Origin of the sequence: Fluviicoccus keumensis, from assembly GCF_004217445.1 — a bacterium.
In the GTDB taxonomy this organism is placed as follows: Bacteria; Pseudomonadota; Gammaproteobacteria; order Pseudomonadales; family Moraxellaceae; genus Fluviicoccus; species Fluviicoccus keumensis.
The window spans coordinates 111,046-129,371 of the sequence record NZ_SHKX01000016.1; the positions used below are offsets into that span (position 1 = coordinate 111,046).

Here is an 18,326-nt window from a genome sequence, read left to right on the forward strand (position 1 = left end):
ATCACATTTGGCCGGTTTTGGCGACAATGGCGGTTGAAGTCGTCCGCCATTTGACAAGGCGGGCGGGCTTGGTTAATTGATAAGTCATGACAGTAAGGGACTAAGGGGAGGCAGACGCATGAAACCATCCATCCTGATTGTGGGAGCCGGGGCCGTGGGGCAGGTCTACGCCCGTTTCCTGATGCGCGCCGGGGCGCAGGTGACGTTTTTCGTGAAGGAAAAGTATCGCGCCGAGCTGGAGGGCGGGCTGCCGCTGTACCACTTCCGGCTGCGCGGTTATCGCCGCGAGTTGCTGGAAGGCTACCGGCTGATCAGCGATCCGGAACAGGTGGCGGCGGAATCCTGGGATCAGGTGTGGCTGACAATGGCGTCGGATGCGTTGCGTTCCGGCCTGACGCGGCAGGTGCTGGCCAATACCGGCAACGCCACGGTGGTCAGCATCCAGCTGGATCTGGAGGACAGCGACTACCTGCACGGCCTGATCGGACGCGACCGGCTGGTGCAGGGCATTGTCAATTTCCTCAGTTACCAGAGCCCGTTGCCGGGCTATCACAGTCCGCCCGCCGGTATCGCCTGGCACCTGTTCCCGTTGCCGGGCGATTTCGCCGGGCCGTGGGAGCGTCTCTCGGAGGTGGTGAACCTGATGGATCTGGGGGAATTCCCCATTCGCGCGGTGGAAAACTTCGAGCGGGCCGCTGCGCCCAAGGCGGCGATGAACATTCCGCTGGTGGCGGCGCTGGAGTCGGCGGGCTGGAGCCTGGAGTCCTGCCTGAAAGGCCCGGCGCTGGAGCTGGGGCTGAAGGCGGCGCGGGAGGCGCTGGCGGTGGTGGGCAAGCTGTACGAGGCGGAGGATGAGGTAAGGCCGATGAAGCTGATGGCGAAGCCCTTCCTGGTGCGCAATGCCGTGCGCGCGCTGGACAAGGTGACGCCCTATGACCTGGAGGCCTACCTGAAATACCACTTCACCAAGGTGGGGGTGCAGACGCGCATCATGCTGCACACCTACCGGCAAAAGGCCGAGCAGCTGGGACTGCCGTCGGCGGCGCTGACCGATCTGCTGCGGGCGCTGGGCGAGCCGGTATAGTCAGGCGGCGGTCGGGGGCAGGGCGCGGCGGAAGGCGTCGGGGTCGGCGGGAGTCACCACCACGACTTCGCCGGGCAGATGCAGGATGACCGATTTCAACGGGTCGGTGGCGTAAAGACGGAAGCCGCCCAGCTCCTGGTTGTGGAACTGGCCGGTAAAGGCGAACAGTCCGCCGTTGCCCAGACGGCGGCGGGCGTTCAGCAAGGCCTCCGGCCGATGCTCGGCCTTTTTCAACCCCGTCAGCGGCACCCGTGTTTCCTGAAACAGGCGGCGGATGTACAGCATGTCGCCATCCACACGGAAGCCGCGCACCATATAGACCGCGCACAAGACCCACACCACGAACGGAAAGCCGGCCACCAGCCGGGTGCTGTCCTGCGTGCTCAGCGCCAGGGTCATTCCCAGCAGCACGACCGAGCCGATGCCGGTCATCAGTTTCAGCAGGAAGGGCCAGGGAGCGGCGGGGAAAAGCATGGTGACAATCCTTCAGGCGGTTTGGTGATGCGGAAGTCTGGGTGAATCGTCCACCAAAAACAAGAACCCCCGCCAGGGGGCGGGGGTATTCTCGGTCTGCACGACCCGGTCAGGGAACGTCAGTTGCCGGCGGCAGCGATGTAGTTGCTGATGGCGGCGTAGAACTCCAGTTCGTCGAAGGTGTCGGGGCCCAGTCCGGTCACATCCAGGTGATCCTGGTTGATGATCCCGGCGTGAGAGGTCATCTGGATCGAGCTGGGCGCATTCACGTTGCTGACATACCCGGTGGTGCCGACGGTGGTGATGGTATCCAGCGGATTCCAGCAGCCGTACCAGGCGCAGGTAAAGTCATTTTCGTTATAGCTGAGGCGGGTGCCGATCTGCTGCGAGTTGATGCCGACCAGACCGTCGTCATCGGTGTCATAGACCGTGCCGTTGCCCATGCCCGCGGCGCCATCATTGTCGCAGTCATCCACACAGTAGCCGTCGCCGTCGGCATTGAAGCCGATCAGGGTGCCCAGTGCGCTCAGCAGCGGTTGCAGGTTGCCGTCATCCTGGGCGGTAATCAGCGAGCTGATGCGTGAGGCGATGGCGGTGCCGTTGGCGCTGGTCAGGTTGTAGTTCTGGTTGAAGGCCTTGGCGCCGGTGGTTTTGCCGTCGTTGGGGTCATAGTCGTTATAGACCAATTGCAGACCGCCTTCGATGATGCTGTTGCGGGCATTCTGGCCGGAGAGGGTGTTGACCGCGTTGTAAAGCGCATCGGCCATCTTGGCGATCAGCACGCCGCAGGGATCGTTCGCAGCGGTGCCGTCCCACGGCAGGTTCCAGCAGAACTGGTCGCCGTTGCGGGCATACTTGTCCATGATCTTCTTGGCGTAAGGACTGCCGCGGTGCGGGGACGACAGACTGATCAGGTCTTTCACCACCACATAACCCTTGCGGGCCTTCAGCACATGCGCCGCCTTGCGGATGTCAAACCCGCCCTGGGAGTGGCCCACCAGATTGATGTAGGAGGTGCCGACGGTGGCCATGTAGGTTTCCACCTGGTCCGCCAGTTGCGTGCCGCGCAGCTCCGAGCTGCCCAGCGAGGTCACCTGGAAGGCTTCGGCTTTCTGGTCGCCGGGAACCCAGTCATTGCAACCGTTGATTTCCAGCAGCGAGCAACCGTCCAGCGCGAAGGTGCCCCATTCATCGCCGAAGTAGTCAATGCCCAGAAGGGAGTCCCACCCGGCCATGCCGTGGGCCAGAATGACAGGATACTTGGTTTTGGCAGCTTCATCGGCTGCCGCCGGCTGGGTTCCGATCCCCAGCGTGATCATGACGGTGGCAGCGATGGCTGCCAGTTTTTTGAAGTTCATGTGCCGACCTTTTGTTTTTCTGGTTTAAAAGCGGCAACACGTCCTGGCGGAATAATTCTCGTCTGTGGGGAGGCTTCCCCGAGGCGGCCCGACTATCCCGGAGGGACTCGCGGCTTTCCGTCCCACGATTGCTCGTGGTTTGGCGTGTTGTTCTTGTCCTGACGATCTGCATTCCCTGTAAGGTCAAAAAGTGAGACCTTGCTCTCAATTATGGGTATGTTCACAAAACGTGCAATTACCGTTCGTCGGGCGATGGCGCGATGAGTCAACTGTACGTTTTGTCCGCGTTATGCTCATAATCACGCCAAAAAGGCGACCCCGAATCGCCGGGAGAACAAGAACGTGCAATCCAAACGTCTGTGGCGCGCCGCTAGCCTGGCGCTGATTGTGATCAGCATGGGAGCCTTGCTGTACATGGCGCTCCATGACCCTTCCAGCCAGCCAGCCCCTACGCAGGCCGCCGCACCGGCTGCTTCGGTGCAGGTACATATCGCCGCGCCGATTTATACCTCCGGTCCGCTCAGCAAGTTATCGGCCGACGAGCAGCAGCTGGCCCAGGCCATGATCGAACGTTTCGGCAAGAAATTGCAGCATCCCTTCTGGCGCATCCGCGCCATTGAAAGCCTGATGAAGGTGTTGCAGAAAAAATATCCGAATGACTGGAAGCAGCGACTGCGGGATCTGCTGAAGCTGTTTTTCCCCGAAGACGCCGCGCAATTGATGGCGACGCTGGATGCTTACGACTCCTATAACGACTGGCTGAAGTCCATGCAGGGCGATCGCCAGTTCGGCAGCCGCGAGGAGCGGCTGCAGGCCGTCTGGGACAAGCGCCGCCAGTTGTTCGGCCAGGATGCGGACCTGATCTGGGCGGAGGAAATCAAGCAGGAAAAAGTGGACGCGGCCCTGAAGAAGCTGGATGGCTCCGGCCTGCCGGTAGCCGCGAAGGTGGACAGTTATGTCAAAACGCTGACCGAAGTCTACGGTCAGGATGCGCTGAACCCGGACAAGTCACACCCGGTGCAGATGATGGAAGGTTTCCTGACGCTGGATTCGGTGCAGGGCGAGTTGCGCGCGCAAAGCCCGGAACAGCAGCGGCAAACGCTGCGCAAGCTGCGGGAAGGGCTGGGGCTGAAGGATGACGCCATCCAGCGGCTGGAGGCGCTGGACGAACAGCGGCAGCAGCGCTACAGCGCGGGCGAAAGCTACATGACCCAGCGCTCTGCGCTGGAGAAGCAGTATCAGGGGGAAACCCTGCAGTTGCAGTTGAACGCCTTGCAGAACCGGCTGTTTGGCGAGGAGGAGGCGCAGTTCATCCGCAATGAGGAGGCCTCGGGATACTATCGCTACAAGGAAAAACAGGTGGTAGGCGTGAATTGACCGACTGGCTGCGCGACGCCCGGGACGGGCGTCGCGCAGGCTCACTTCAGGCGCTTGCCGGTGCTGTCTTCAACGTGGATGGTCAGCGGAATGCCGCTTTGCACACTTTGCGAGACGGTGCAGAAGTCTTCAAACTGACCCAGAATCCGCTCCAGATGCTCCAGGTTTTCCGCCGGGCAGCCCAGGTTCAGCACCGCTTCCATGCCGGTGACGCGGATGCGGTTTTGCTCGTTGCGGCCGGTGGTGCAGGTCACCACGGTTTCCATTTTCCCCGGCTCCTGCTTGAACTTGCGCAGCGCGAACACCAGGCTGGCCGACAGGCAGTTGGCGACGGCGGCGGCCAGCAGGTGCTCCGGCGACGGGCCGTCGGCCTGTCCCAGCGGCGGCGGCAGGTCGGCGCTGAGGGCGGCGAAGGCCTCCCCGAAGTCGACCGTGAAACGGTAATCGTGCTCACGGATGATGCGGATGCTGAGTGACTCGCTCATGACGGACCTCGGACTCAGGGTTGGGCGGCGGGTGGCGGTGGCGGTGTGTCGCTGCTCTCGGTATTCGTGCTGCCGATCAGGCCCCAGGTCGCCATGTTCAGCCAGGAGCGCTTTTCATTCTGCGGTCCCAGGTCAACCTTCGGCCTGCCTTTGGCATCGACATAATCCGGATAATTCAACTTCAGCGTCGCCAGGGTGGTGGCGGCCAGTTCGGGTTGGCCCAGCTTGTCATAGCAGAAGGCCGACATGGCCAGCGCTTCCGGGGTCTGCGGGGTCTGCGGGTAATTCTCGATGACCCAGCGCGAGCGGTTGAGGGCGCTGACCAGGGTGCCGCGCTTCAGGTAATAGCGGGCCGCGTGCATTTCCCCTTCGGCGAAATTGTTGCGCAGGTCGATCATGCGCTGACGGGCGTCGGCGGCATAAGCGCTGTTCGGGAAGCGGGTCACCAGATCCCGGAAGATGGCGAAGGCGTTGCGGCTGTTGCTTTGATCGCGATGGGCCTCGTTCTGGTTGAACATGGCCAGCATGCTGTCGCGCCCGGACTCGAAGCTGGCCAGGCCTTTCAGGTACATCGCATAGTCCAGCCGCTCATGTTGCGGGTGCAGGCGGATGAAACGGTCGGCAGCCGACAGGGCGCCACTGTAGTCCAGGTGCTTGAGGCGGGCATAAATCAGCTGCAGCTGGGCCTGTTCGGTGTAGCGGCCGACCGGAAAATGCGACTCCAGGGCTTCCAGATGCTTGGTGGCGGTCTCGAAATTGCCGAAGGCCAGCGACTTCTGGGCGGCGTCGTAATACTCTTTTTCGGAGAGGGACTGGGTCTTATCGGGGGCGTGGCTGCAGGCGGCGAGGGCCACGGCCAGTGCGAGGGCGGCATACCGACGCATAATGTCTCTCAAAAGGGGGTAGAATTGCGCGTATTTAAGCACTTTATCCTTCGGCGCGCCAAACATGTCTACAGAATCCCAACATAGCCAGACCCTTGAATCCCGTGTGCCGGTAGAGCTTTCCGGCTTGCGGCTGGATCAGGTCGCGGCCCAGCTTTTCGGGGATTTCTCCCGCGAGCGCCTGAAGTCCTGGATCCAGGACGGCCACCTGACCGTGGACGGTAATCCCGGCCGTCCCAAGGACCGGCTGGCCGGCGGCGAAGACCTCCGCCTCAACGTGGTGCTGACCATCGAGACCGAAGCCCAACCGCAGGCGATGGACCTGAATATCCTCTACGAGGACGAACACCTGCTGGTGCTGGACAAGCCCGCCGGGCTGGTGGTGCATCCCGGCGCGGGTAATCCCGACGGTACGCTGCTGAACGCGCTGCTGGCGCATTGTCCCGACCTGCAGCACATTCCCCGCGCCGGTCTGGTGCACCGCATCGACAAGGACACCAGCGGCTTGCTGGTGGTGGCGAAAACGCTGGCGGCGCAGGCAGATCTGGTGGAGCAGCTGTCCGAGAAGACGGTGTACCGGGAATACGAGGCGGTGGTGCAGGGCGTGTTGGTCAGCGGCGGCACCATTGATGCACCGATCGGCCGTCACCCCAACGAGCGGGTGAAAATGGCGGTCATTCCCGGCGGCAAGCCCGCGGTGACGCATTACCGGGTCATTACCCGTTTCCGCGGCCATACCCACGTACGGGTGCAGCTGGAAACCGGCCGCACCCACCAGATCCGCGTGCACTTCGCCCACAAGGGCCATCCGCTGCTGGGTGATCCGGTCTACGGCGGCCGTCACCGTCATCCCAAGGGCGCCACGCCCGAGTTGCTGGATATCCTGGCGCGCTTCCCGCGCCAGGCGCTGCATGCCCGCCGCCTGGGTCTGGAGCATCCGGCCAGCGGAGAGGAGATGCAGTTCGAGTCGCCGCTGCCCGCCGATTTCCAGGAGCTGCTGCAGATATTGGCGCGGGATGCGGCGGAGGGTTGATTACATCCCCAGCAGGCCCTTCTTCGCGGTCTTGCGGATTTCCTGCTCGTCTTGCCATTCCACCAGGCCGGTCTTCAGGTTCATCAGTTTCAGGGTGAATTTGTAATAGACCGATTTGGTCTTGGTGAACTTGTTGTAGATATCGCCGGTGCCGCCCGCTTCCTTGACGATGCTGCTGAGGTTGCCGTAATACATGTATTCGGCGCCGATCATCTGCCCGAACTTGATGGCGGTGCGCGGGTCGACCAACTCATCGCTGTTCTGGAACTTCAACTGGCTGCGCGCCGATTCCACCCGCGACATGTCCACCAGCCGCACGCGGCCGGACTGCAACAGTTTCGTGGTCATGCTGTCCAGCACCGACTCGGTATCAATATGCTCGTCGGTCTTGTTGGCGATGCGCTCGACGAACAGCACCGGCCGCTTGTTGGCGGCGGTGGCTTCGCCAATGACCGGCGAGGCCAGCAGCGATTCGGTCATGCTCTTGGCGGTCATTTGCAGGTCGGTGGAACCGAAGCGTTCGTTGACGGTTTCCTGGGCCTGCGGGTCGCCGTACTTGACGCTGGCGCAGCCGCCCAGGGCGGCCGCGATAACCACGGTGCTGATCAGGGCTGTGTTCTTCATGGTGTTCTCCTACAGCGGCCAACTGGCCGCATAGTACTGGTTGTCCACCTGCACCACCCGTAACAGGGTCAGGCGCTGGCGGTTGACGGTCAGCTTGACGGACGTGACGCCGTTCAGGCGAATTTCCTGTTCCCCTTCGGGCAGGTTGAAGCGGGCGATGTGGGTATAGCGCGGCAGGGTCAGCCAGCTGCGCAGGTCGGCCTGTTCGCTGATCAGGTTCCACGCCCCCACCAGCACGCCCAGCAGGCTGCCGCCCTTGTCGGCGCTTTCTTCCTGCATGCGGTGCTTGGTCTGCGCACGCAAGGTCTGGCGCAGCAGCAGCGCGGGCAGGCGATCTTTCAAGGCGCGGGCGGCCAGCGCCTGCACATCGGTCACCGGCCGGGTCAGCACCGGTTGTTTCAGGGCGCCGCTTTCCAGTCTCAGCGGGGCGGAGGCCTGCCAGGGCTGTGGATAATAGGGAATGGCCAGCACGTACCAGGCCTCCGGCCACGGGAAGGGCAGGAACAGCTCCTGACGTGGGGGAACCAGCCCCTCCTCGAACAGCACCACCACCGAACCTTCGTCAGCCTTGGCCGCCGGGGCCGGTTTCGGCAGCTTCAGCAGTGAAAAATCCTCGCGCCGGTTCAGCCGCGCCGCCAGACGGGCGACGTCCTGCGCCAGCACCGGGTGTTCCGGGGTCAGGGCGAGGGCGCGCTTGTAGTCAATGTAGGCGTCGTCCCACTGCCCGGCGGCTTCGTAAAGCACGCCCGCCAGATACAGCGACCACGCATTCTGGCTGGCCGAGCCGGTGCGGGCGGCCAGGCTGTCGAGATTGGCGGTTTGGCTGCTGTAATGTTCCCGCGCCATCGGCGGCAGCGGCTCTGCATCTTCCTGGCTTTCGTGGCTGTCGCGAGCCTTGTCCTGCAGGGTTTGCGCTTGCCGCATCTCCACCATCGCGCCTTCACGGTCGTTGGCGCTCAGGTAATTCAGCGCCTGATAGGTATGCAGGAAAATCTGCTCGTGGACGGGAAGACGGTAGGTGATGACATTGTCGTTGCTGACCAGTGACAGCCCCTGGTTGGCGGTCTGGCTGGCGGAAATGGCGGCCTTGTCGGCTTCGCGCCGTTCCAGACGGTCGGCCTCGGCGAAGGCGGCTCGGCTGGCGGCGGCATCTCCCTGCAGCTGCGTCAGTCGGCCTTCTTCCAGGCGCGCCAGCGCAGCGTCACGCCCGCTTTTGACCTTGCGCGCTTCGTCTACCGCCGCCGGCAGGGCGGCGGTGGCGAGGGCGTGCGTGTAACCGCCCGCGCGCAGCGGGTAAGGGGTCAGAATGCTGTTGCTGGCGCAGCCCGTCAGGGCCAGCATCATCAACAACCATAGGCTCAGGCGCGGCGGCATGGCGGCTCGGGATACGGGTATGCTGTCAGTCTAGCAGTCGGCCGGTTGCGGCTGTGTTGCTGTTTATTGCCGGATGCCGGGGCGGAACGACGGCGTTTCGCGGCTGTTCAGGGCTTGTTGGTCCGGAGGCTGGCGTTCCAGAACCTTGAGCACGTTCAACATGGTCAGGTAGGGCCCCTGGCGCTGGACGAAATTGCTGGCCCATACCGGCAGTTTGCCGCCCGGATCCATGATCACCTCGCCCTTGAAGTAGATGCGCCCTTCGGCGATTTCGTTGATCTTGCTGTCCATGCGCGCATAGGGCATGCGCACGCGACCGGGTTGCTCGGGGTAATAGTCGTTGACGGAGTTGGCCTGCACGACGGCGCGCTGGCCGTTATGGAGGTACTCGGCGGTGAAGTGCAGCACCACGTCACGATCGGGGAAGCCCATCGGCGGGCTGAAAACGACATAGACGTAGGCTTCCAGCGGTGAAATCACCTTCAGGGGCCGGATTTCCTTCAAGCGCCAGAACCATTGCGGGTAGCGCTCGTAATCCAGCAGCAGGCCGACCATGTCCTTGACGGTGGCGGGGATCTCGGCTTCGGCCTTCATCGAGCGCACGCGCTCGTGGTCTTCGCGTTTGGTATAGATCTGGATGTTGCGGGGCTTGTCATCCTTGATCAGCTGCCACTGGCGCGTTTGCGCCGGCTGCAGCGCGGCCACGTCCTCACCGTCGGCCAGGGCGGCTTGCCAAGGGGCGCAAAGCGGCAGTAGCAGCAGATACAGCCGAAGGAAACGCAGGAACATATCGATCTGGTTATTCTTGTTGGGATGGTTAAAAGCTGATCACGAGAATAGCATTTGTTCTGCGATCCCGTTCATGTTTTACATTTTTTCGCCGTGGCGGCGGGGTCCTGTCGCTCAGTGGCTCACTCCCGCCGCCGTTTCAGTCCTTTTCAGCCACTGACGGAACGCGGCGGAACGGGCGAAGGCCTGCAGTGAAGCGTCCTGATCCAGTTTGTCCAGTCGGTAGTCAAAGCGACGGTACAGGATGTCGGCCATCAGCAGAGCTTCCTCGTCACGGTGCGCAGCGGCATAGTAATGCATCATCCGCCAGTAGAGCATGCTGTAGCCATCATCGGTATCCAGCGCGTGCAGGAAGACGCGGCGCACCGCGTCGGCATCCTGCATTTGTTCATGGCAGTGCAGGCGGAGCACATCCATGCCGGGATGGTACCCCCAGGCCGTTTCCAGCTGATCAATCGCCTTCAGCATTTCCGGGCAGTTCTGGTCGATACTGTGCAGCTGCAACCGGTACGCCGTCGGCTCATTCGCGGGCCGGTTCTCGATGACAAGCCCCAGCGCTTCGCGGTATTTGCCCGGATTGCCCTCGGCCGCGCGCAGGTAGTTTTGCTGGAACGTCGTCTGGCGTCGCCCTTCCGGGCTCAGGGTGTTTTCAAATACATTGATCAGCTGTTTGTTGTCCGCCCGCGCGAAGGCGGCAAGCATTTCCGGGATGCCCCGGCCTGAGGAGGCTGGCGGTGTGGTCGAAGCGCGCTGCCAGGGCAGGTTGTAACCCTCCGCCGCCGTGTCGCCGCCAAGCATGGCCGGCATGAGGATGGCGAAAAAGCTGCCCATGACCCGCGAAAAGGGCTGGTTGGTCATCGAGTCCCGCATTTCGATCATGCCAATCCCGTCCCCGACCTGTGCCAGGGTCATGCGGACAGCATAAAAAAGCTCGCCCCTTTCAAGGAAGCCGTCATTGATCAGGGTGCACTCGGCGCGGTTGTCGGGCAGGGGTTTGTATCCCGCCAGGTACCACTGGCCGGTGCGGGCCCGGATGTTGGCGAAGAAACCGTGTCGCAGCTGCATGCGCCAGCGCTGGCGCACGATCGGATTGGCGAGCTCGGCGGTTGCGCGGGCGGGAAGATGCTGCTGGATTTCATCCATGACCTGCACCACGGAAACCCGTTCATCCATCCGGTCGTTATCCTTGCTTTCCAGCAGGGCGGGCAAATCCAGACAGAAATCCTGCATCGAGTACGTGTTGAATATCTTCTCCGGGTTGACGGCTTCCGCCGCCTGCGCAACCTGCAGGGAAAGGGTCAGCAGGCAGAGACCGGTCAACCTTCTCAACGGTGTTCTCCGCGCACCCGCTTGCGGACTTCCTGGATTTCCGCATAGCCGCTTTTTTCCGGCTGCATGAAGCTGATCGAGAACTCCATCTGCTTGCGGGCCTCGCGCACGGCTTTCTGGAAGGCGGGAAAGTCCGTGGCTGCGACTTCCGGGGTTTTGATCAGCAGTTCGCTGTGGTTGTAGTAAGTCCGGTCGTAATAGCGGTCCTGGCTGCTGAAGCGGAAGGCTTTTTCGTCCATCACGATGGGCGGCGTATTCAGTTTGAGGTTGAGGTTGCTGGGCAGGTGCAGGTAGATGCGGGTGCTGACCACGCGCGGGGTCGGCAACGCGACGGGCGCCTTGCGTTCAACGGTGTTGGGTGCGCGCAATACATCCGCATAAGAAGCCAGCACGAACGGTGCGCTGATCTTGGGGATGTTGCCTTCATCGTATTTCTGCCAGAAGCTGTCCAGCTGGTAGAACTCCCGGATCACGAAGCGGTTGTGTTCGGGGTCATCCTCGTATTCCAGCGGCTTCAGTACACGCAGGTCGTCGTGGTACTGGCTGGCGAAATCAGCCCAGGCCTTGCGGATTTCCATGATCGGGCGGTTGCTGAAATATTCCCGCTGCGCCTCGGCGGCGTTGCCCTCAAACGTGGTGACGGATTGCAGGCGGATCGGCCCGGAAAAGTCTTCGGCGAAGTAATGCTCTTCCACATTCATGGTGTTGACCACGGGCAGGGTGTCGTACATCTTCATCAGCGTCGGGTTCGGATCGCCGATCACCAGCGCGTATCCGAAGTCCTGCCAGCCGATATCCTGCAATTTTCCGGTCTGAAAGCGGCGGGTGCTGTCCAGCCAGTAGTTCTTGCCGTCCAGCCGCACCAGCGTGATCACATGGTCAAAGACACCGGGGCTGGCCAGTTCGTCGGCGATGCCCTTCTGGAAACGGGTGGAAACCAGCGCCGGCCAGGCGTTGATGCCGCGACGCTGCAACAGCTTGGAGAGCAGCAGGGCCTTGTCCTTGCAATCGCCATAGCGGGTTTTCAGCACTTCTTCGGGCGGGCGCGGCCGGTGTGAGTTTTCACCGAATTCCAGGCCCAGATAGCGGACGTCGTTTTGCACGGCGAACAGTGCTTTCGGAATGAACTCCTCGGGCGATTTCGCGCTTGCATTCAAGCGTGCATAGAGGGCGTCGAACAGCGGGCCGGTCTTGACGGCTTCGGCGCTGTAAAGTTGCCCCGCCCATTGATCGACATCGTTCCAGCTGCCGTATTCGCTGAATTCCAGCCAGCTGTAGGGGGAATAGGAAACCGGCGTGTTGTCTTCAAAGGCGGGAACCGGAACATGCGTCAGCTCGATCACATATTCCTGACCGCCGTTTGCGGGACGGGGGGCCAGGTCGAGGCCGGGCTGGTTGAACGCCTTGATGTGCAAGGGGTGCTGGTCGGACGTCAGCAGCCGGACGTGCAGGCGCTCGATGCCGTATTTGCCGTTCAGTCCGACGAAACCGAACTGGCGGTCGCCGAAAATCGGATTGCTGCCGGTCACCGTATAGCTGTAATCGACAATGTCGCCGGTGCGGATATCGTCAAGGATGACCAGCGCGGTGGCGGTGCCGTCATGAATGCCTTCCCCCAATTGCTCTTCGCGCGCCACCACGCGGATGTTGGCCTTGCGGGTCAGGTCGCGTACTTCCGCGCCACGGCGGACCAGAATCCGGTGGATGGCCAGCTTTTCAAAGGCGGGATTGAAATGCAGCTTCAGCTCGGAGATTTCCTCCACGCCCGCCGTGGTCTGCGGCGTGTAAACCCGGCGTCTGTAAGTGGCGAAAGGCGCACCCACATGAATCTGGTCATCGGTCAGCAGGGTCGTCAGCGCCTGTTGCTCGGTCTTGGCCGGGGCATCGGCTTCTCCGATCGGCGAGACCCAGGCGGGAGGCGGGCTGAAGCTGTATTCGGCCGCACTCAAGGCCGGCAGGGCGGTTACCAGCAGGGCCCAGAACAGGGCAATCCGGAAAGGGAAGGGCATGGCTTCATCCATGAGCAATAGTCAGGGAACGATAACAAAACGGCTTCGGACCACCAAGCCCGGCGCAATAAAAAGGCCGCCCGGAGGCGGCCTCGTCCGGCGCTGGACGGCTTAGTAAAGCACGCGGGTCCGGATGGTGCCGTCAATTTCCTGCAGCTTTTGCAGGGCGACGGTGGAGTAGTCGGCATCGACATCCATCACCAGGTAGCCGATGGCTTCGTTGGTCATCAGGCTCTGGGCGGAAATGTTGATGTTGTTCTCGGCGAACACGCGGTTGATGGCGGACAGCACGCCCGGCACGTTCTTGTGGATGTGCAGCAGGCGATGCTTGCCCGGCTGCAGCGGAATCGCCACTTCCGGGAAGTTCACGGCCGACAGCGTGGTGCCTGTGTCGGAATAGCGGGCGAACTTCTCGGCTACTTCCAGACCGATGTTGGCCTGGGCTTCCAGCGTGGAACCGCCGATGTGCGGGGTGAGGATGACGTTGTCGAACTTGCGCAGCGGCGACAGGAATTCCTCGTCGTTGGCCTTCGGCTCCTTGGGGAACACGTCAATGGCGGCGCCGGCGATATGACCGCTTTCCAGCGCGGCGGCCAGGGCGTCGATATCCACGCAGGTGCCGCGAGCGGCGTTGATGAAGATGCCGCCCTTCTTCATTTTGGCGAACTGTTCGGCGCGCATCATGTTCTTGGTGGAGGGCAGTTCCGGTACGTGCAGCGAGACAACATCGGCGGTGGACAGCAGTTCGTCCATGGCGCCGACCTGGCGGGCGTTGCCCAGCGGCAGCTTGGTGACCACGTCAAAGTAGATGACCTGCATGCCCAGCGACTCGGCCAGCACCGACAGTTGCGAGCCGATGGAGCCGTAGCCGACGATACCCAGGGTCTTGCCGCGGGTTTCGTAGGAGCCTTCCGCCGACTTCGACCAGCCGCCGCGATGCACCAGCGCGTTCTTCTCGGGGATGCCGCGCAGCATCAGGATGGCTTCGGCCAGCACCAGTTCGGCCACGGAGCGGGTGTTGGAGTAGGGGGCGTTGAACACAGGAATGCCGCGCTCCATGGCCGCCTTCAGGTTGACCTGGTTGGTGCCGATGCAGAAGCAGCCGATGGAAATCAGCTTGTTAGCGGCGGCCAGCACCTTTTCGGTGACCTGAGTGCGGGAGCGGATGCCCAGGAAGTGCGCGTCCTTGATCTTTTCGATCAGGGCATCTTCGTCCAGCGCGCCGCGCAGGTATTCAATATTGGTGTAGCCATTGTTGCTCAGCACGTCGAGGGCGTTCTTGTGCACGCCTTCCAGCAGCAGGAAGCGGATCTTGGCTTTGTCGAGGGAGAGTTGGCTCATGGGTGCGGTTCCTGAAGGCCGAAAATTCAAGCCGCATATGATACCATAAACGCCTTGCCAAACCACGTGATTTCAGGATACGCCATGCTGACCCCTTCCGCCCTTCACCAGCTCCAAGCCATTGTCGGGGAAACCCGCGTCAAGACTGATGCCGACAGCCTGAAAACCTGGGGTGTTGACTGGACCAAGCACTTCACGCCCGCCGCGTCCGCCATTGTTTTTCCGGCCACGACGGAAGAAGTCCAGGCCATTGTCCGCCTGGCCAACGTTGAGAAGTTCGCACTGGTGCCGTCCGGCGGCCGCACCGGCCTGTCCGCCGGGGCGGTCGCGGCCAGCGGCGAGGTGGTGATCAGCTTCGATCGCATGAACAAGGTACTGGAATTCCACGCCGCCGACCGGCTGGTGCGGGTGCAGGCCGGGGTCGTCACCGAGCAGCTGCAGCAATATGCCGATGAACAGGATCTCTATTATCCGGTGGACTTCGCCTCGGCCGGTTCCAGCCAGATCGGCGGCAACATCGGCACCAACGCCGGCGGCATCAAGGTGATCCGCTACGGCATGACCCGCAACTGGGTGCTGGGCCTCACCGTCGTCACCGGCAAGGGCGATATCCTGCGCCTGAACAAGGGCATGATCAAGAACGCCACCGGCTATGACCTGCGTCACCTCTTTATCGGCGCCGAAGGCACGCTGGGCTTTGTCACCGAGGCCGAGATCAAGCTGGAGCGCAAGCCGCGTAACCTGAAAGTGATGGTGCTGGGCACCCCGGACTTCGCGTCGGTAATGAACATCCTCTCCACCTTCCAGGCGCAGCTGGACCTGACCGCCTTCGAATTCTTCTCCGAACTGGCCGTGCAGTGCGTCACCGCCAGCGGCGATGTCGCGCGTCCGTTCCCCGAAGCCACGCCGTTCTATGCCCTGCTGGAATTCGAGGCGCTGTCGGAAGCGATGGAAGAGCAGGCGATGGCCCTGTTCGAGCACTGCGTGGAGCAGGGCTGGGTGGTCAACGGCGTGATGAGCCAGAACGAAACCCAGCTGCAGAATCTGTGGCGGCTGCGCGAGGACATCTCCGAGACCATCGCCAAGTACACACCGTACAAGAACGACATCTCGGTGCTGATCAGCCGCGTTCCCGCCTTTATCGCAGACATTGACGCCATCGTCACCGAAAACTACCCGGATTTCGACGTGGTCTGGTTCGGCCACATCGGCGACGGCAACCTGCACCTCAACATCCTCAAGCCCGCCGACCTCAGCAAGGACGAGTTCTTCGCCAAGTGCCAGGTGGTGAACAAGCAGGTTTTCGAGACCGTGCAGAAGTATGACGGCTCCATCTCCGCCGAGCATGGCGTCGGCATGACCAAGAAGCCGTACCTGGGTTACAGCCGTTCGCCGGAAGAAATCGCCTACCTCAAGGCCATCAAGCAGGTGTTCGACCCCAACAACGTGGTCAATCCGGGCAAGATTTTCGATCTGGACGCTTGACCCTTTCTCCCCTTGGCGCGGCCGGTAGGCCGGTGTAATGTTCGGAGTCTCCCGCTTGGCCTGAAGCAGGGAGTTCCGACAATAACGCCAACCATCCGATGAGAGACCGCCGCGCCATGTCCCTGCCCATTGTTGATTTCTTCTACGACATCGTCAGCCCCTACAGTTATGTCGCCGCCAAGCGCATCCACGAACTGGACGGACTGGCGACGGTGCGCTGGCGTCCCTGTCTGCTGGGCGGCGTGTTCAAGGCCACCGGCAACACCGGCCCGGCCTTCACCGTGCCCGCCAAGATGCCCTACATGTTCAAGGACCTGTCGCGACTGGCCGCCTATTACGGTTTCCCGCTGACCGTGCCGAAATCCTTCCCCGCCAACACCGTCACGGTACAGCGCGTGCTTTGCGCCGCCGACGAAGCCCAGGTTCCGGCGCTGAGCATGAAGCTGTATGACATCTATTGGGGGCAGGGGCTGGACGTTTCCGATCCCGTGACCCTGACCGGGCTGGTGGGCGAGGCGCTGATGGCCAAGGCCAGCAGCGACGAGGTGAAGGCGCGCCTGCGCGAGAACACCGAGGCCGTAGTCGGCGCCGGTGGCTTTGGCGCGCCGACCTTCCTGCTGGATGGCGAACTGTATTTCGGCGAGGACCGCTTGTTCCTGTTGATCGATCGCCTGAAAAAGGCCTGACAAATCCCCGGCTGCGGCTAGGCTTCTGGTAGGGACGATCGTCATCGCCCCGCCAAGGGGAGCGCATTATGGGCACGCGGCCGGATTTCCTTTTGCTTGGCCTGCTGTTATTGGCGATCGCCAGGCCGGTGCTGGCCGATCATGCCGCCGGGCATCACGACCGCATGAGCATGGAAGAGCGCCTGCAAGCCCTGGAGGCGGAAGTCGCGCGCCTCAAGGCGCAACCCGCCCTTGACCGAGTTGACGGCGGCCTTCGCGCCCGGTCCGCCGACGGCTCTTCCCGATTCCGCTTTTTTGGCCGCCTGCAGGCGGATTACGCTTTTTACCGCAAGGATATCAACGACCTCGGCAGCGGCTCCGAGCTGCGCGCGCTGCGGCTGGGCGCGCGCGGCACCGTGGCGCCCGGTTGGGACTACAAGCTGGAAACGGAAGTGCAGACCGGCCAGAAAGTCCGCGTCACCGAGGGCTATATCGCCTACACCGGCCTGCGCAACACCCGGATCCAGATCGGCAACCTCTTTGAAATGTACGGACTGGAGGAATACGCCAGCGCCGTCGATGTCACCTTCATGGAGCGCTCCGCCGCCATCGACACCTTCGCCCCCGACTATAACCAGGGGGTCGCCTTGAGCCGTTGGGGCGAGAACTGGAGTCTGGGCGTCGGACTTTACGGCGACACCGCCAACAATGCCCAAGCCAAGCTCAACGAATCCTGGGGCGGCTCCGCCCGGCTGGTCGTCGCCCCCCGCCACGAACCCGGCGACACCGTCTCGCTGGGCCTGAGCGGCTACTGGCGCGACAAGACCGACAACACCATCGCCTTCAGCGCCCGCCCGGACTCGCACGTCACCGCCTTCAAGATGGTCGACACCGGTGCGATAGCCAACGTTGAAACCGTTACCGCCATTACCGGGGAGTTTTCCTGGGTCTATCAGGAGTGTTCCCTGCAAGGCGAAGCCACGCAGGTCCGGGTCAACCGCAACGCCGGAAATCCCGATGCTGTCTTCACCGGCGCTTACCTCGCCGCCGCCTTCACGCTCACCGGCGAAAGCCGCCCGTGGGACATGCAAACCGCCACCTATGGCCGCCCCTCACCGCTGGGCAAAGCCGGCGTCTGGGAAATCGCACTCCGCTATGACACCCTTGACCTCAATGACACCATCGCCGGAGTCCGCGGCGGCCAACTGGAAACCGTCACCCTCGGCCTCAACTGGTACCCCAACCCCCTGATCCGCTTCGACCTCAACCTGATCCAGGCCCGCGCCGAAAAGGACTACGACGGCAACGGCACCCTCGACACCGACCAGCCCGACATCGCCCAACTCCGCGCCCAGCTGAGCTTTTAGACAGTCCTCGCCCACCCCCAAACACCGTCCGCAGCCAACTGTCTGAGCCCACAGAACGGACAACGGAGGGATGGAAGCGGGGTAGTGGATCAGAGGCATCCAGGTGAGCGAGTTTTGGCGAAGGACACGGTTTTTGCCTTCTTTTTGCCAAGACAAAAAGAAGGGCCCGCGGCAGGCGGATGACTTGATTTCAAAGAGCCACTTAATCCTTCCACGAGTCCTGGAATTTGTGAATCTGCCGCCGCTCTTTCTTGTTCGGCCGATGATCCGGATACGCCAGATTCTGCGCCTTGCGCTGCTCCGCCTCGTGAGCCCGCCGCGCCGCGCTTTCCGGCGTTTCCTCATACAGCAGTTGCGCCGCTGCCGCCGGCCCCCGCACCTCGCTAAGCGCCCGCACGATCACCGTCTTTTCCTCGAAGCCCTGCCGTACCGTAAACTCCATCCCGATCTTCACTTCCTTGCTCACCTTGACCCGTTGCCCGTCGCAATGCACCTTGCCGCCTTCAATGGCATCCTTGGCCAGCGAGCGGGTGCGGTAAAAACGGGCCGCCCACAGCCACTTGTCGGCGCGGACGCGGTCATCACTATCGGTCATCGAAAACTCCGCTATCAGGATGGAATCCCCCAAATCAGTTGGGGTTATACTGA

General features: G+C 62.4%; 17 protein-coding genes and 1 riboswitch. Of the genes, 6 read left to right on the top strand and 11 right to left on the bottom strand.

All coding sequences use genetic code 11. From position 1 onward, the window contains the following. Positions 1–118: 118 nt before the first annotated feature. The gene (locus EV700_RS15585) at positions 119–1,084 is read left to right on the top strand and encodes a ketopantoate reductase family protein (protein ID WP_130415507.1); all 966 of its coding nucleotides are present in this window, start codon (positions 119–121) and stop codon (positions 1,082–1,084) included. Here EV700_RS15585 and EV700_RS15590 read toward each other — a convergent pair whose 3' ends face one another. Both EV700_RS15590 and EV700_RS15595 read right to left on the bottom strand, forming a co-directional pair. Next, entirely contained in the window at positions 1,085–1,558 is a 474-nt protein-coding gene (locus EV700_RS15590; RefSeq protein WP_130415509.1) for a PH domain-containing protein, read from the bottom strand. Between the two features lie 119 nt (positions 1,559–1,677). Then, positions 1,678–2,916, bottom strand: coding sequence for an esterase/lipase family protein (locus EV700_RS15595; protein WP_130415511.1), 1,239 nt, complete (start codon positions 2,914–2,916; stop codon positions 1,678–1,680). 79 nt (positions 2,917–2,995) lie between these two features. After that, a riboswitch (cyclic di-GMP riboswitch) is annotated at positions 2,996–3,070 on the bottom strand. A gap of 188 nt (positions 3,071–3,258) precedes the next feature. Between EV700_RS15595 and EV700_RS15600 the strand changes: the two genes are divergently transcribed. Beyond that, positions 3,259–4,293 (top strand): lipase secretion chaperone, encoded by a 1,035-nt coding sequence (locus EV700_RS15600; protein WP_130415513.1) that lies wholly within the window; start codon positions 3,259–3,261, stop codon positions 4,291–4,293. Between the two features lie 41 nt (positions 4,294–4,334). Here EV700_RS15600 and EV700_RS15605 read toward each other — a convergent pair whose 3' ends face one another. Beyond that, positions 4,335–4,778, bottom strand: coding sequence for an OsmC family protein (locus EV700_RS15605; protein WP_130415515.1), 444 nt, complete (start codon positions 4,776–4,778; stop codon positions 4,335–4,337). 14 nt (positions 4,779–4,792) lie between these two features. Next, the gene (locus tag EV700_RS15610) at positions 4,793–5,662 is read right to left on the bottom strand and encodes an outer membrane protein assembly factor BamD (protein ID WP_165391518.1); all 870 of its coding nucleotides are present in this window, start codon (positions 5,660–5,662) and stop codon (positions 4,793–4,795) included. Between the two features lie 64 nt (positions 5,663–5,726). On the opposite strand from EV700_RS15610, the gene rluD reads away from it, so the two are divergent. Beyond that, positions 5,727–6,695 carry a 23S rRNA pseudouridine(1911/1915/1917) synthase RluD gene (gene rluD / locus EV700_RS15615; protein ID WP_130415519.1) on the top strand — a complete coding sequence of 323 codons (969 nt, stop codon included), beginning with the start codon at positions 5,727–5,729 and terminating at the stop codon, positions 6,693–6,695. On the opposite strand, the gene lpoB is transcribed toward rluD, so the two are convergent. From lpoB to serA, 6 genes are all read right to left on the bottom strand, one after another. After that, on the bottom strand, positions 6,696–7,319 hold the full coding sequence (lpoB, locus tag EV700_RS15620) for a penicillin-binding protein activator LpoB (protein WP_130415521.1): 624 nt from the start codon (positions 7,317–7,319) through the stop codon (positions 6,696–6,698). A gap of 9 nt (positions 7,320–7,328) precedes the next feature. Next, positions 7,329–8,693 (bottom strand): COG3014 family protein, encoded by a 1,365-nt coding sequence (locus EV700_RS15625; protein WP_130415523.1) that lies wholly within the window; start codon positions 8,691–8,693, stop codon positions 7,329–7,331. A 63-nt stretch (positions 8,694–8,756) separates the two neighbouring features. Continuing rightward, complete coding sequence (locus EV700_RS15630; RefSeq protein WP_130415525.1) at positions 8,757–9,482, bottom strand: SRPBCC family protein; 726 nt, start codon at positions 9,480–9,482, stop codon at positions 8,757–8,759. Positions 9,483–9,596: 114 nt separating this feature from the next. Beyond that, positions 9,597–10,811, bottom strand: a complete 1,215-nt coding sequence (locus EV700_RS15635) for a hypothetical protein (RefSeq protein ID WP_130415527.1) — start codon at positions 10,809–10,811, stop codon at positions 9,597–9,599. Then, positions 10,808–12,820 carry a DUF3857 domain-containing transglutaminase family protein gene (locus EV700_RS15640; protein WP_165391519.1) on the bottom strand — a complete coding sequence of 671 codons (2,013 nt, stop codon included), beginning with the start codon at positions 12,818–12,820 and terminating at the stop codon, positions 10,808–10,810. The genes EV700_RS15635 and EV700_RS15640 overlap by 4 nt, the downstream gene beginning before the upstream one ends. A 111-nt stretch (positions 12,821–12,931) precedes the next feature. Further along, positions 12,932–14,161, bottom strand: coding sequence for a phosphoglycerate dehydrogenase (gene serA / locus EV700_RS15645; protein ID WP_130415531.1), 1,230 nt, complete (start codon positions 14,159–14,161; stop codon positions 12,932–12,934). An 84-nt stretch (positions 14,162–14,245) separates the two neighbouring features. Here serA and EV700_RS15650 point away from each other — a divergent pair, with 84 nt between their 5' ends. The 3 genes from EV700_RS15650 to EV700_RS15660 all read left to right on the top strand — a co-directional run bounded on the left by EV700_RS15650 (position 14,246) and on the right by EV700_RS15660 (position 17,678). Next, a complete protein-coding gene (locus tag EV700_RS15650; protein ID WP_130415533.1) occupies positions 14,246–15,646 on the top strand; it encodes an FAD-binding oxidoreductase in 1,401 nt (466 codons plus the stop codon). A gap of 116 nt (positions 15,647–15,762) precedes the next feature. After that, complete coding sequence (locus EV700_RS15655) at positions 15,763–16,332, top strand: 2-hydroxychromene-2-carboxylate isomerase (RefSeq protein WP_165391520.1); 570 nt, start codon at positions 15,763–15,765, stop codon at positions 16,330–16,332. A gap of 68 nt (positions 16,333–16,400) precedes the next feature. Then, positions 16,401–17,678, top strand: a complete 1,278-nt coding sequence (locus EV700_RS15660) for an OprO/OprP family phosphate-selective porin (RefSeq protein WP_130415538.1) — start codon at positions 16,401–16,403, stop codon at positions 17,676–17,678. Between the two features lie 202 nt (positions 17,679–17,880). Here EV700_RS15660 and EV700_RS15665 read toward each other — a convergent pair whose 3' ends face one another. Further along, positions 17,881–18,273, bottom strand: a complete 393-nt coding sequence (locus EV700_RS15665) for an RNA-binding S4 domain-containing protein (protein WP_130415540.1) — start codon at positions 18,271–18,273, stop codon at positions 17,881–17,883. Positions 18,274–18,326: the final 53 nt, after the last annotated feature.